The sequence below is a fragment of the Nonomuraea sp. NPDC050691 genome, from assembly GCF_040654455.1.
Classification (GTDB): Bacteria; Actinomycetota; Actinomycetes; order Streptosporangiales; family Streptosporangiaceae; genus Nonomuraea.
Genome location: NZ_JBFAIA010000052.1, coordinates 1 through 13,176, shown reverse-complemented (window position 1 = coordinate 13,176; position 13,176 = coordinate 1). Strand labels below are relative to the sequence as shown.

Genomic DNA, 13,176 nt, shown 5'->3' with positions numbered 1-13,176 from the left:
TTACGTACGAGCGGGGCCGAGGAGGTCGTGAGCGCCATCGACGCCCGGCCCAACGACGGCTCCGGCTACTGGCCGGACTTCTCGAACACCGGCTACGCCAACACGCCGGCCAACGCCGGAGGGCTGGGCCTGGGCGCGTACCCGGGCAAGCTCACCGACCACGCGCCGGGCATGAGCGCCGACGAACCGCTGCGGCTCGAGTTCCCGGACAACAGCGTCATCTCCTACAAGCGGTTCCTCGGCCTGAAGGTGCTGATCTACGGCGACAACCTCACGTTCGTCGGCTGCCTGTTCGAGGGCACCAACCCCGATGACAACCTCGTCCAGATCTACTCGGACAACGACATCAAGTTCCTCTACTCGACGTTCAAGCCCAACTCCTACGCGATGCCTCCCGGCAACGACGGCACCGTCTCGTCGTCGCACTCCAAGCCCGGCACACCCTTCGACAAGTCCTGGCAGCTGGCCACGACGATGAAGGAGGCCGTGGCCGTCATGGACCACAACGACATCTGGGGCAACGCGGGCATGATCATGGTGACGGGTTTCCCGGGCCGCCCGTCCACCTGGACGAACAACTACATCCACGACATGGCCGACACGTCGCATGACGTCTACCACCACGACGGCATAGGCCCCCAGAGCGAGGGCGACGGCGGCCCCATGATCGTCCACCACAACACCCTGGCCTCCGTGGGGAACACCAACGCCCTGGCCCTGCAGGGCAGCGGCGTGTACGACCACATCTCGGTCACCGACAACTACGTCTCGGGCTGGGGTTACGCGCTCTCCATAGGCGTGACCGACAACGCCACGAACATCACCGTCACCGGCAACGTCTTCTCGGCCGAACTCGAGCAGCTCTACGGCTTCCTGTACGGCAACATCTGGGGCGGGTCGGCGCGCGGCTCCACCTGGCGCCGCAACCTCATCCAGGCCCGTACGGGAGACGACAACAGCCACTATTCGACGGCCGACCACGCCAGATACCTGTGGCCGACCGGTGAGACCCATGCCACCGACTACACGGGCTGAGCGCCTTCCCGCGTGACGCCCGCCTCGCTGCTCTTCGTGACCCACGCCGGCGCGAAGAGCGGCGAGGCCGCGGTCCCCGTGCTGGACGACGTGCGCCGGATCATCGGCGAGCCCCACAAGCGCGCTGCAAGAGCGGCACCACCGAGCTCCAAGACCGGCCGTTCATGATCGCATGCAGTAAGCGTCCAGAGCATCCACGAGGGGAGACAGACATGCGCTGGAGAGCACGCCATCTGACGGGGGCCGCCCTGGCGGCGATCTTAACCGTGGCGCTGTCCGCGCCCGCGGCGTCGGCAGCGGCGTACGGACCGGGACCCGCGGGCGGGCCCAAGCCCGTCGCGAAGGAGCCCACGCCGTTCGGCTACATCGACACGGCCTCGCGCGCCAGGATGATGGCGCAGGAGCCGCTGAAGAAGGCCGCCGCGAAGATCAAGGCGGTGGCCGACGCCGCCGGGAAGGACTCGGGCTTCGCCGGGTTGTCCCTCGAGGACGACCACGTCCAGGTCTGGTGGAAGGGCGAGCCGCCCCGGGAGGTGAGCGAGGCCGTCGCCCAGGCGCGCCGCCTGGCGCCGCTGCGCGTCGAGTCCGCGCCGTACTCGCTGGCGGAGCTGAAGGCCGCGGCCCGGCCGCTGCGCGAACGCATGCGCGCCACCCCCGGCGGCGCCATCCGCTCCGTCGACGTGGGGAAGGGCGGGACGGGCCTGGTCGTCGGCACCGACGGCAAGGCGGCGGAGAGCACGCTGCGCGAGTCCTACGCGGGGCTGACCGGCGGCGTGCCGATCACGTTCGAGCACGGCGACACCCCGCAGTTCCACGTCACCCGCCAGAACGACGCCGCGCCGTGGTGGGGCGGCGCGCGCATCGTCAGCGAGGACCGCGCCACCTGCTCCTCAGGCTTCCCGGTGCGGATCGGCGCCTGGGAGGGCATCCTGACCGCGGGCCACTGCGGACGTCCCGGCCAGCTCTGGAAGGACGGGGGCGGCGACACGATCGGCCGCGTCCCCGCCGACAACGGGGAGCGGGTGGGGCACGACCTGCTGCTCATCTCCGCGATGGTGACCAGGGGCGGGATGATCTACGACGGCGGCGGCGCGGGCCCCGACCCCGTCAACACGAGCGCCCAGTTCCAGAAGAACATCCGCGGGTGGGAGACCACCTGGAACGGCGAATGGCTGTGCCACTCCGGCCAGCGCAGCGGCGCGGTCTGCAACTGGGAGGTGGTCAACGACGGCACGCTGTCCTACTGCGACGAGGACCCCTTCGGGAACTGGGAGTGCTACGACGACCTGTTCGACACCCGGCAGGTCGACGGCATCGGCGGTGTCCAGCCCGGCGACAGCGGCGGCCCGGTGTTCCGGCCGTACTGGGAGACCGGTACCAGCACCGGGAGCGTGATGGCCAAGGGCATCATCTCGGGCGGTTCCGGTGACGGGCGCAGGATGGTGCTGCAGGACTTCGCGACGGCGGTCGCCGACTTCGGCCTGAGCCCCGTCATCAGCCCCTGGCTCTGACGGCCGTCACGAGGTCGAGGACGGGGGCGCCGCGAGCCGGTGCCGGATGACCTCGGCCAGGCTGGTGTCCATGTCGGGGCCGTAGAAGTCCTCGGCGAGGTCCAGGTGGCGGCGCATCGCCTCGCGGGCCTCGCCGGGGTCGCGGTCGAGGACGGCCTCCAGGATGGCCGTGTGCAGGGGCTCGCCGGCCTCCCGGACCTCGCGGTCGCTCAGGCTGCGCAGCATCAGGCCGTACGCGAGGTCCTGGATCGCGAAACATCATGTGGATCACCGGGTTGCCCGAGGCGCGGGCGATGGTCTCGTGGAAGGCGAGATCCACCCGCGCGCGGGCGTGCGCGCGGCGATCCGGGTCGCCCTCGTGGACGTCGGCTGGACCGGGCCCGTGTCGTTCGCGGCCTGCGTGCACCTCGCGCTGAGCCAGCCCAACGCGCTCATCCAGGAGAGCGTGCGCGGCTTCCGCCACACCTGGTACCCGGAGCTCGCGACCGGCCTCCCCCTGGTGGAGGACGGCCGCGTGAGGAGGCGGTCACGGGCTCCCGCAGGGCGCGGTCCAGCCCGTCGTTCTGCAGGGCCACGTACGCGACGGTGACGGGAGGGGAGCCGCCGAGCCCGTCGAAGGTCGCCGGGCCGAGCGAGTTGAACCAGCCGGTGAACACGACCCCCGACGCGGTGCCGATGACCGCGGCCGCGATCCCGGCCACCCAGACCACCACCGGCCGGCTCCTCCCGGACGCGGCGGGCTCGGCGGCGGCCGAAGGCTCAGCCGCGGCCGGAGGTCCTGCGGCGGCCGGAGGTCCAGCGGCCGCCGGGGGCCCGGCCGCCGGTGGCGCCTTGCCCGCCTTGCCCCGCTTGCTGCCGCGCGCTCTTGCCACGAGGGATCCTCCAGGCACGGACATGGCGGCGGCGCCGGACCGCGAAGGGAGGCGGAGGGGCTCGCCGCGTGGCTTGAGGCGAACGTACCTCGCGGAGGCGCCGACCGGACCCCGAAATCACGGGCGTGTGCGACGTCCGATGTCACCTCGGCGGCCACCGGGCGCGGGCTCAGGTCTGTTCGCGGGCCGGCAGGCAGAGGGTGAGGGCTCCCGGCACGGCCTTGGCCTTGATGCGGGTGGTGGGCTCGCGTTCGCCGCCGTCCAGCTCGTACGTCAGGGGCGTCCCGAACCGGGCGGACACCTTCCTGGCCCGGGTGATCCGGACGAACGGCGACTCGTCGGAACGGCCCGCGGCCATCTTGCCGAGCACCCGGGCCCACTGGATCGGTCCCTTGGCCGTGGAGACGCCCACCTCCAGCCAGCCGTCGTCCGGCCGGGCGTCGTCGAAGGCGTCGACGCCGCCGGCGATCGTGCTCACGTTGCCCAGCAGCAGGCAGCTCGCCTTCCCCTCGAACCAGGTCGTGCCGTCGACCTTGATCTTCATCGGCACCAGCGGCCCGCCGACGTGCCGGACCGCCGCCTTCACGTAGCTCAGCTTGCCGAGCCGCCTCTTGGCCTGCCCGTCGGCGTCGGCGATCATCTCGGCCTCGAACCCGGCGCCCGCCATCACCGCGAAGTGCTCGCCGTTGAGCACCCCTAGATCCAGCTTCTCGCGGCGGCCGTGGAAGCCGATCCGCACCGACTCCTCCAGGTCTATGGGGATGCCGAGGTTGTTCGCGAACAGGTTCGCGGTGCCCGCCGGGAGGATCGCCATCGGCACGCCGGAGCCGGCCATCGCGTCGGCGCAGCGTTGCACCATGCCGTCCCCGCCCCAGACGAACACCAGCTCGGCGCCCTGCTTGAGCGCCTTGCGGACCTGCTTCGGCGCCTTCCTGCTCTTGGGCACCTCGTACCAGAGCAGCTCGCCGACGTTCTGTTCGGTGATCAGCACGCGGAGCCGGTCAAGGCCCGCGCCCAGGGTCTTCTTGCGGTGCGCGACGACCGCCACGGTGGGAGACATGGCACCGGCACTACCCGCGCCGCGGCCCTTCAGGCAGGAATCATCGGCCGCCTCCGGGGTAGCCGACCGCGCACGCGCATCGAGAAAGGGCCGTGACCATGGTGCTTCAACAGCGGAGGGCTCGAGTCGAAGGTGACCGCCGCCTGGGGCTGCGCCTGACGCTGGCCAGCCTCGCGGTGGCGCTCGTCATGATCCCGTTCAGCCTCCTGCTCGTCGTGGCCAAGATGCCGGTCAACGGGCTGGACGCGGGAGTCGCCGAACGGCTGCACGCGTACGCGCTGGCCCATCCCGGCGTGACCAGGGTGCTCATCGTGTGGACGGACCTGTTCGGGCCGTGGCCGTGGCGGATCGCGGTGATCGCGTACGCCGCCTGGCTGCTGTACAAGGGGGCGCCGAGGCTGGCCGCCTGGGCGGTCACCACCGTGACCGTGGGCGGGCTGCTCGGCCTCGCGCTGAAGATCGTCGTGGCCCGGGCCAGGCCGCACCTTCCCGACCCCGTCGCGCTCGCCCCCGGCGACTCCTTCCCGTCGGGCCACGCGGTCAACGTGACGCTCGGCGCGGGGGTGATCGTCCTGCTCCTCCTGCCCCATCTGACCCGCTGGGGGAAGGTGGTGGCCTGGGCGGTCGCCTGGTTCCTCGTGCTGTCGGTCGGCTACACCAGGATCGCGCTCGGCGTGCACTGGGTGAGCGACGTGGTCGCCGGGATCGTGCTGGGAGCCGCGGTGGTCGCCGCCACCGCGGCGGGATTCGAGACGTGGCGGCGTGAGCAGGGCCGCAGGGCCGCCTCGCCGCTGGCCGAGGGAGTGGAACCCGAACACGTGAAGGTGAGCCATGTCCAGAAGAACTGAGCACGTGAAGTACTACGCGCTGACGATTTTACTGCCGCTGCTCCTCATGGCCGGCGTGACGTACGGCGTGGGCGAGCTGATCCTCGCCTGGCCCACCGGCGAGGCCGGGGTCAGCCGGGCCCTGGCCGCCGACCGCACCTCGTTGTGGAACTCGCTCACCGATTTCGGCAGCAGCCTGTCGGACACGCCGTACATCGTGGCGCTCACCGCGATCGCCGCGATCGTCTTCCGGCTGGCGTACGGGCGCTGGCGCGAGTCGGTCTTCCTCATCGTGGCCGTCTGGAGCCAGTCGCTCGTCTTCCTGGCCGTCACCGAGGTGGTCGGGCGGCACCGGCCGCCGGTGGAGCACCTCGACCCGGCCCCGCCGACCTCGAGCTTCCCGTCGGGGCACGTCAGCGCCGCCGTCGCGTTCTACTGCGGGGTCGCGCTCGTCCTCGCCACGCACATCCGCAACCGGGCGCTCCAGGTGGTGGTCTGGACGATCGGGATCGCCGCCCCGCTCGCCGTCGCCTTCTCCCGCCTGTACCGCGGCATGCACTTCCTCACCGACATCACCTGGGGGTTGCTGCTCGGCGCCGTCTGCGTCGTGGTGGCCGCCCGCGCGATCCTGCACCGGCGCGAGCGACCGGCCGAGGCGCGGTCCTCGCGGTCCTCGAGGCTCCGGCCGGGCGCCCAGTCGTCCATGACGCCGTAGTCAGTCGTCCATCACGCCGTAGGCGGACGCCCGGAAGGTGAAGGAGGCCCAGGAACGGTAGGGCCGCCACGCCTCGGCCAGCCTCCGGTACGCGGACGGGGGCGCGTCCTCCGGCAGGCCGTACGCCTCGCGCAGGATCGCGAACAGGCGCGGCTCGTCGCCCGGGAACGCGTCGGGCGCGCCCGCCCCGCGGATCAGGATCAGACCGGCCGAGAACGGCCCGATGCCAGGCAGGGCGCGCAACTCGGCCAGGGCGTCCTCCGGCGCGAGCGAGCGCAGGTGCGCGGTGGTCAGGACGCCGTCGAGCGCGGCCCGGGCCAGCCCGCGCACCCACTCCTCCTTCTGCGCGGGCAGGCCCAGGCCGCCGGCGTCCACCAGCGTCATGGGCGGCGGGAACGCCGTGCACGGCCGGCCGTCCACGGTGACCGTCGCGCCGTACCGTTCGGCGACGCGCTGCTTGATGCGGGACGCGATCAGCATGGACGAGCGTTGCACGATCACCGCCCAGCACGCCGCCTCCCACGGGCTCCAGAAGCACACCGGCCGCAGGCCGGGACGGCGGCGCTGCAGGTCGCCGAGCACCGGGTCGTCCTCGCCGAGCCCGGCGAACCCGGTGCCGTCCACGTCGAGCGAGAGGATGCGGGCCACCTCGCCCCGGATCGCCGGGCCCGCCGGCCGCGTCGTGGCGACGGCGACGCCGTCCGGCGCGCCCGTCACGCTCACGCCGATCGGCAGCCAGTCGGCCTCCGCGCAGTAGGCGAAGCGCAGCGTCCGCCCGTCGGAGGGCAGCGCGCTGGTGGCCGGCCAGTCCTCGACGAAACGCAGGGAGGCGGCGAAGTCGAACGGGCCCTCGGCGGTGAGCCCGAAACCGTGCGTGGTCATGCGCGCATGGTACGAGGCCCCGCCGACCGTTTCCGACGTGCGGCGGGGCGGGGGCAGGACCGGCGACGGGGGTCAGGAGCGGCGGCGGGGCAGCGCCAGGCGCCAGGCGTGGGGGAGGACGGTCCAGGTGCGGGAGGAGTACGGGCCGGCCAGCTCGCCGTCCGCGTTGACGTGCACCGAGGGTCCGGACAGCCGCACGCGACGACCCCGGACGGTCACCACGTCCGTCCGGCTGGTGTGCCGTCCCAGCTTCAGCAGCAGGCCGTAGCGCAGGCGGCGCAGCGGGCCCGTGGAGAAGGACACCATCACGTCGGCGAGCCGGTCGTCCGCGCTGGCGCCGGGCGTGATGGGAGTGCCGCCGCCGATGGTGCGGCCGTTGCCGACGCCGACCATGAGCACGCGCCGGCGCCCGTCCGCGACCACCTGGCCGTCCACCTCCACCCGCAGCGGCACGCCGCGCGTGCGCACGCCGGCGATCACGCTGCCGGCGGCGTAGGCGAAGCGGCGCAGGAACGGCTTGAGCGGCCGGGCCGTCCGGGCGGCCTCGACCCCGATCCCGGCGTGCACCGCGTTGACCACGACGCCGCCGTCGTCGTCGCGGAGCAGGTCCAGCGCGTGCGGCTCCCCGGTGGCCGCCACCCGGGCCGCCTCCACGGGGTCGAGCGGCAGCCCGAGCCCCCGGGCCAGGTCGTTGCCGGTGCCCAGCGGCACCAGCCCGACCGTGCGGGACCCCAGCTCCCCGCGTTCGGCCAGCGCCTCCACCAGGCAGTGCAGCGACCCGTCGCCGCCGAGCACCACGGGGTCGCGCCCGGGATGCTCTCCCAGCAGGGCGGGCAGCTCGGACGGGTCCTTGATCCGGGCCTCCACGGTGTCGGCGTGCCGGGTCAGCTCGGACAGGACCTCGGACAGCACGTCCTCGTCCGTGCCTCCGGCCGAGGAGTTGACGATGGCCACCAGTCGGCGCACGAGTGCTCCCTTCTCACCCGCGCCGTCTACCCCGATCCGGCTCCGTGAGTCCCATGAGCGCCGTACTCCGGAGCGGGTCAGGCCGGTCCGATGTTCCAGGTGCGGAGCGTGCGGTCCTCGGTGACGCCCGTCACCACAGGGAGGCCCGCCGCCTCGGACAGGGTGGCGGTGAGGATCGCGCCGCCCGGTCCAGGCCCCAGCGTGCCGACGACGTCGCCGTCGTCCAGGTTCCAGACGCGGACGAGGACGTCGTCACCCGCCCCGGTGTGCACGGCGACCGCTATGGGGGCCTCGCCGGAGCGGCCCGTGGCGAGCGCGGCCACGCCCCGGTCGTCGGGGCTGCTCTCGCTGAAGTCCCACTTCTTGCGGCGCTTGCCGCTCGCCAGGTCGTACACGCGGAGGGTGGCGTCCAGGTGGGTGGAGACCAGGACGGGCTTGCCGCCGATCTCGGCGCAGGCCAGCCGCTCGACGCCGCCGATCTCCCCGGTGGTGAACGTGCGCGTCACCTTGCCGTCCGACAGCCGCCGCACCCGGATCCGGTTGTTGCCGTCGCCGGTGACCAGCACGTCCTGCCCGCCGAGCGTGCCGAAGGCCAGGGCGTCGACCCCCTGGAAGTGGTCGGTGACCGCGGGGCCGATCTGCTTGCCGGTGGTGACGTCCCACAGGCGGACGACGCTGTGGAGGTCACGGAGGCTGTCGTACTTCTGCGACACCGCGACCACCCGGCCGCCGGCGACCGCTACGCCGATGATCGGGTCGGTGGCGCGGTGCGAGGCCAGGCTCTCGCCCGTCGAGCTCCATAACCGCATCCGGCCGTCGCCGTGGCCGGAGAGCACCACGGGCGCGCCGTCGCGCTCGCCGCAGGCCACGGCGGTCACCGAGGCGCCGCCGTCGCCGAGGCGGGTGGCGGCCGGCTGCCCGGTGTTCCAGGCGAGCACGATCCCCTTGTCGGTGCCGCAGGCGACGAAGGGGCCGGAGGCGGCGAGCGCGGTCGCGGCGCCCCAGCCGCGGGTGAGGGCGACGGGCTCGGTGAGAGGCGTGCCGAACGGCTGGTCCGTGGGCGTCGCGGACGGCGTCGCGCTGGGGGAGGGCGTCCCGGTGGGGGCGGGGGAGCGGTCGCTCACCTGGCGGGTGGGCTCGTCGCGGCGTCCGAGCAGGGCGAACGCGGAGACCGCCGCGGCGGCCGTGACCGCCGCGCCGCCGATCAGGGCCCGCCGGCTGAACGTCCTGGGCCGGCTCGGGGAGGTCGGCGCCTCCCGGATGTCCGCGGGCCGGATGTCCGCGGGCCGGACCTCCGCGGGCCGGACCTCCGCGGGCCGGACCTCCGCGGGCCGGACCTCCGCGGGCGGCGGAACGGGGACGCCCGGCGCCGCCGGTCCCGCACGGCCGATCAGCCGTTGCAGCAGCGCGGCGGGCGTGGGCCGGGCGGCGGGGTCCTTGGCCAGGCACTCCTGGATCGGTCCCACCAGGTGCGGCGGCACGCCGGTCAGGTCGGGCGTCCCACTCAGGACCTGGTTGAGGATGGCCGGCACCGTCTCCCCGCGGAACGGCGGGCGCCCGGTGGCGGCGAACACCATCGTGCCCGCCCAGGCGAAGACGTCCGACGCCGGCCCGATCCGCTCGCCCCTGAACTGCTCCGGCGACATGTACGCCGGGGTGCCGACGGGGCCGGAGGCCATGGTGGTGGCGTCCAGCGCCTTGGCGATGCCGAAGTCGATGACGATCGGGCCCTCGGGGCCCATCAGCACGTTGCCCGGCTTGAAGTCGCGGTGCACGATGCCCGCCTCATGGATCGCGGCCAGCGCCGTCAGCGTCGAGATGGCGAGCCGGTCGAGCACGCCCGCGGTCCGCGGGCCCTTCTCACGGACGACCGCCTGCAGGGTGTCGCCGGCGACGTACTCACTCACGATGTACGGCCGGCCGTCGAACGTCCCGACGTCGAGCACGGCCGCCGTGCAGAAGGCCGCCACCCGGCGCGCCGCCTCCACCTCGCGCAGGAAACCCTTCGTCACGTCGGCGTCCTGGCTGAGATGGCTGTGGACGACCTTGATCGCGACGTCGCCGTCGTCGTCGCGCACGCCCCGGTAGACGATGCCCTGGCCGCCCGAGCCGAGGACTCCAGCGATCCGGTACGGGCCGATCCGCTCGGGATCCCCCGGCCGGAGCGGGCGTGAAGCCGGCATCCCGCTCCCTTCCCGTCCTTCCCGATGTACGCGGCCCTGTGCGGGCGATCCACACCCTAGAGCCGCACGCCCTCCCCCCGGAAGGCGGGGGCACCCGCCCCCCGAGGTGGTGCCACGCTCCGGCATGAGGCACTATGGAGAGAAGTGACCGGACGGCGCCCCATTCCCCGCGCCCCACCTCGACCCCGGCTCCCACCCCATGCTTGACGACTTCACGCATACCCATCACAAGTCGCCGGCCCTGACCCGCGACAACCTCATGAACCCTCACGAGTCGCCGGTTCTCACCTGCGGCGGCCCCATGACGCACGGCTCCATGACGCACGGCTGCATGCCACATGGCCCTGCCGCGCACAGCCCCATGCCGCACAGCCCCATGCCGCACGGGCTCGTCACGCACGGTCCCGGCTCGCCGGCGCTGACCCGCGACGACCCCATGGCGATGCCCCTCACCTATCCCGGCCTGCTCCCACAGGGGCCGGGCGTGCTGGCCGACCGCCGTTTCCTGCCGCTGACCGGACGCGACGGCGACTGGCACGTGGAGGGCTCGCCCATCGACACGTGGCTGGCCGCCCGCGGAGCGGCGCCGATGCGGTCGCGGCACGCCGTGGTCGCCGTGGGGTCCAACGCCGCGCCGGCGCAGCTCCACCGCAAGTTCACGCGCCACCGGGTGCCCGCGGTCGTGCCCCTCACCCGGGTGCGGGTACGCGGCCTCGCTCCGGGCGTCTCCGCGCACATCAGCAGGTTCGGGTACATCCCGGCCGCCCCGGTGGCGGTGCCGGGGGTGTCGGAGCTGTTCGTGTCCTGGGTGGACGGTGAGCAGCTCGCCGCGCTCGACCGGACCGAGCCCAACTACCGGCGGCGGGTCCTCGATCCCGGCGCTCACCCCGTGACCTTCGACGGGCCTGACCGGCCGGCCGGTGCAGGGCAGATCGCCTGTCACGTGTACGAGGGCCTGCACGGCTGCCTCGCGGACGAGTCGGGGCGGCCGGTGCGCCTGACGTCGCAGCGGCGGCTCATCGGCGCGCTGCTCGGGGCGTCGGCCGAGCTGGCGAGGGTGTGCGGCGGCACGCCGGAGGAGTTCGTGGTCCGGGTACGCGACCCGCGGGTTCGCGAGACCGCCCAGAGGCTGCTGCGCCGCGGACCACGCGTCCCGGGCACGACCCGCCTCGCCGCCTGACGTCCCACACGAGGGCTCTCAGTACCGCGGTACTCCCGGGACGGCCGTACTCCCGGGACGGCCGTACTCCCAGCACCCCCGCACTCTCAGGATCGCCCGAGCGTTCCTGTCTGCCGGGACTCCTGGGGGCGCTGGTCGAGCACCAGGGCGGGTGGGCCCTCGGCGACGAGGTGGCCGCCGTCGAGGAGCAGGCAGTGGCCGGCGTCGCGTGCCGCCGCCGGATCGTGCGTCGCCTGCACCACGGTGACGCCGTCGCCGCTCGCCCGGTCGAGGGCCGCCGCGACGTCCCGCCGCGCCTCGGCGTCAAGGCCCGTCGCGGGCTCGTCCAGCAGGAGCAGATCGGGCTCCTGCGCCAGCCCCTGCGCGAGCAGCGCCCGCTGCCGCTGCCCGCCCGACAGGGCGCCCAGCCGCTGACCGGCCAGGCCGAGGACGCCGAGCCGGTCCATGCAGTCGTCGACGACCGCCCAGTCGTGGCGTGACAGCCGCCGCCACGGCCCCCGGTGCGCCCATCGGCCCATGGCCACGGTGTCCCGGACGGTGATCGGCAGGGCGTCGGAGACCGCGCTCCGCTGCACCACGAACGCCGGCCGCCGGACCCGCCCCAGCACCGCGCCGGACGCGGGCCGCAGCACACCGGCGAGGACGGCGAGCAGCGTGGACTTCCCCGAGCCGTTCGGCCCCACCACCGCCGTGACGGCCCCACCCGGGACACGCGCGCTGACCCCGTCGAGCACCCGCCGCCGCCCGTATCCCGCGCTCAACCCCCGGATCTCCAGGCCGCCCCGGGGCAGCCCGCTCGCCGCCGCACCCATGAACGGCCCGCTCCCGCACGACCCGCTTTCCGCCGCCACCACGTACGGCCCGCTCGCCGGCCCGCCCCCGCACGACCTGTCCGGTTCCGTCATGTCGCCTCCTACTTGAAACTGATAACGGTTTTCATTGTAGAGTCCTCAGTCATGGATTGGTTGATCGCCCCCTTCGAGGTCTCCTTCGTCCGGCAGGCGTTGTGGGCCGGGGTCCTCGTCTCCCTCGTCTGCGCCCTGGCCGGCACCTGGGTCGTGCTGCGCGGCATGGCGTTCCTCGGGGATGCGATGTCGCACGGGATGCTCCCCGGCGTGGCCCTCGCCTCCCTGGCCGGGATCAGCCCGCTCGCCGGCGCCGCGGTCAGCGCGGGCGTCATGGCGGCCGGCGTCACGGCCGTGAGCCGCTCGTCCCGGCTGTCGCACGACACGAGCATCGGCCTGCTCTTCGCCGGCATGCTCTCCCTGGGAGTGATCGTCGTCTCCCGGTCGGACTCGTTCGCGGTGGACCTGACGGGATTCCTGTTCGGGGACGTGCTGGCCGTACGGGACCGGGATCTCGCCTTGCTGGGCGTGGCGCTGCTCGTCGCGGGCCTGGTCTGCGCCGCGGGGCACCGGATGTTCGTCGCGCTGGCCTTCGATCCCCGCAAGGCCGCCACGCTGGGGATGCGGCCCCGGCTCGCGCACGCCCTGCTGGTGGGCCTGGTGACGCTCGCCCTGGTCGCGTCGTTCCACGTCGCGGGCACGCTGCTCGTGTTCGGGCTGCTCGTCGCGCCGCCGGCCGCGATGGCGCTGTGGGCGCGCCGGATACCGGCCATCATGCTGGGCGCGGGGCTGATCGGCACGGCCGCGACGGTGGCCGGGCTGGTGGTGTCCTGGCACCTCGGCACCGCCGCGGGCGCCACCATCGCCGCCGTCGCGGTGTCGCTGTTCTTCGCGTCGGCGCTGCTCTCGCCCGTACGGAGATCCGCGTGAGCGCCACCATGCGGGCGGCCGTCGCAGGAGTGGTCGCGCTGGCCGTTCCCGCCGCTCTGGCCGGTTGCGCGGCCGGTGACGCCCGGACTCCGGCAGCCGGCGGCGCCCGGACGGCGGCCGAGCCCGTGCCGCACGGCCGCGTCGCGGGCGCGGAGGAGACCGCCGAGGCG

At 73.7% G+C, this 13,176-nt stretch carries 13 protein-coding genes and 1 pseudogene; 7 read left to right on the top strand and 7 right to left on the bottom strand.

Going from position 1 to position 13,176, the window contains the following annotated elements:
• The first annotated feature begins 27 nt into the window (after positions 1-27).
• Genes AB0H81_RS20455 through AB0H81_RS20445 form a run of 3 tightly spaced genes read left to right on the top strand, consistent with a single transcriptional unit; the run spans position 28 to position 2,546 of the window.
• Positions 28-1,035 (top strand): hypothetical protein, encoded by a 1,008-nt coding sequence (locus AB0H81_RS20455; protein WP_358376557.1) that lies wholly within the window; start codon positions 28-30, stop codon positions 1,033-1,035.
• Between the two features lie 12 nt (positions 1,036-1,047).
• Positions 1,048-1,203 (top strand): hypothetical protein, encoded by a 156-nt coding sequence (locus tag AB0H81_RS20450; protein WP_358376555.1) that lies wholly within the window; start codon positions 1,048-1,050, stop codon positions 1,201-1,203.
• A gap of 44 nt (positions 1,204-1,247) precedes the next feature.
• Positions 1,248-2,546 (top strand): hypothetical protein, encoded by a 1,299-nt coding sequence (locus tag AB0H81_RS20445; protein WP_358376552.1) that lies wholly within the window; start codon positions 1,248-1,250, stop codon positions 2,544-2,546.
• Between the two features lie 6 nt (positions 2,547-2,552).
• Here the strand turns inward: AB0H81_RS20445 and AB0H81_RS20440 are convergent.
• The 3 genes and pseudogenes from AB0H81_RS20440 to AB0H81_RS20430 all read right to left on the bottom strand — a co-directional run bounded on the left by AB0H81_RS20440 (position 2,553) and on the right by AB0H81_RS20430 (position 4,478).
• Positions 2,553-2,865: pseudogene (locus AB0H81_RS20440) on the bottom strand (FCD domain-containing protein).
• A 112-nt stretch (positions 2,866-2,977) separates the two neighbouring features.
• Entirely contained in the window at positions 2,978-3,418 is a 441-nt protein-coding gene (locus AB0H81_RS20435; RefSeq protein WP_358376549.1) for a hypothetical protein, read from the bottom strand.
• 169 nt (positions 3,419-3,587) lie between these two features.
• The gene (locus AB0H81_RS20430; RefSeq protein WP_358376546.1) at positions 3,588-4,478 is read right to left on the bottom strand and encodes a diacylglycerol kinase family protein; all 891 of its coding nucleotides are present in this window, start codon (positions 4,476-4,478) and stop codon (positions 3,588-3,590) included.
• 98 nt (positions 4,479-4,576) lie between these two features.
• Between AB0H81_RS20430 and AB0H81_RS20425 the strand changes: the two genes are divergently transcribed.
• Both AB0H81_RS20425 and AB0H81_RS20420 read left to right on the top strand, forming a co-directional pair.
• Positions 4,577-5,326 (top strand): phosphatase PAP2 family protein, encoded by a 750-nt coding sequence (locus tag AB0H81_RS20425; protein WP_358376617.1) that lies wholly within the window; start codon positions 4,577-4,579, stop codon positions 5,324-5,326.
• The gene (locus AB0H81_RS20420) at positions 5,310-6,020 is read left to right on the top strand and encodes a phosphatase PAP2 family protein (protein ID WP_358376543.1); all 711 of its coding nucleotides are present in this window, start codon (positions 5,310-5,312) and stop codon (positions 6,018-6,020) included. The genes AB0H81_RS20425 and AB0H81_RS20420 overlap by 17 nt, the downstream gene beginning before the upstream one ends.
• Here the strand turns inward: AB0H81_RS20420 and AB0H81_RS20415 are convergent, their stop codons facing one another.
• From AB0H81_RS20415 to AB0H81_RS20405, 3 genes are all read right to left on the bottom strand, one after another.
• Positions 6,021-6,902 carry a hypothetical protein gene (locus tag AB0H81_RS20415; RefSeq protein ID WP_358376540.1) on the bottom strand — a complete coding sequence of 294 codons (882 nt, stop codon included), beginning with the start codon at positions 6,900-6,902 and terminating at the stop codon, positions 6,021-6,023.
• Between the two features lie 72 nt (positions 6,903-6,974).
• Positions 6,975-7,868 (bottom strand): diacylglycerol kinase family protein, encoded by an 894-nt coding sequence (locus AB0H81_RS20410; protein WP_358376538.1) that lies wholly within the window; start codon positions 7,866-7,868, stop codon positions 6,975-6,977.
• Positions 7,869-7,945: 77 nt separating this feature from the next.
• Positions 7,946-10,051 carry a protein kinase gene (locus tag AB0H81_RS20405; protein WP_358376535.1) on the bottom strand — a complete coding sequence of 702 codons (2,106 nt, stop codon included), beginning with the start codon at positions 10,049-10,051 and terminating at the stop codon, positions 7,946-7,948.
• Between the two features lie 199 nt (positions 10,052-10,250).
• Here AB0H81_RS20405 and AB0H81_RS20400 point away from each other — a divergent pair, with 199 nt between their 5' ends.
• The gene (locus AB0H81_RS20400) at positions 10,251-11,231 is read left to right on the top strand and encodes a hypothetical protein (protein ID WP_358376532.1); all 981 of its coding nucleotides are present in this window, start codon (positions 10,251-10,253) and stop codon (positions 11,229-11,231) included.
• An 86-nt stretch (positions 11,232-11,317) separates the two neighbouring features.
• On the opposite strand, the gene aztA is transcribed toward AB0H81_RS20400, so the two are convergent.
• Entirely contained in the window at positions 11,318-12,043 is a 726-nt protein-coding gene (aztA, locus tag AB0H81_RS20395; protein ID WP_358376615.1) for a zinc ABC transporter ATP-binding protein AztA, read from the bottom strand.
• A gap of 144 nt (positions 12,044-12,187) precedes the next feature.
• Between aztA and aztB the strand changes: the two genes are divergently transcribed.
• Positions 12,188-13,006, top strand: coding sequence for a zinc ABC transporter permease AztB (gene aztB / locus AB0H81_RS20390; RefSeq protein WP_358376529.1), 819 nt, complete (start codon positions 12,188-12,190; stop codon positions 13,004-13,006).
• Positions 13,007-13,176: the final 170 nt, after the last annotated feature.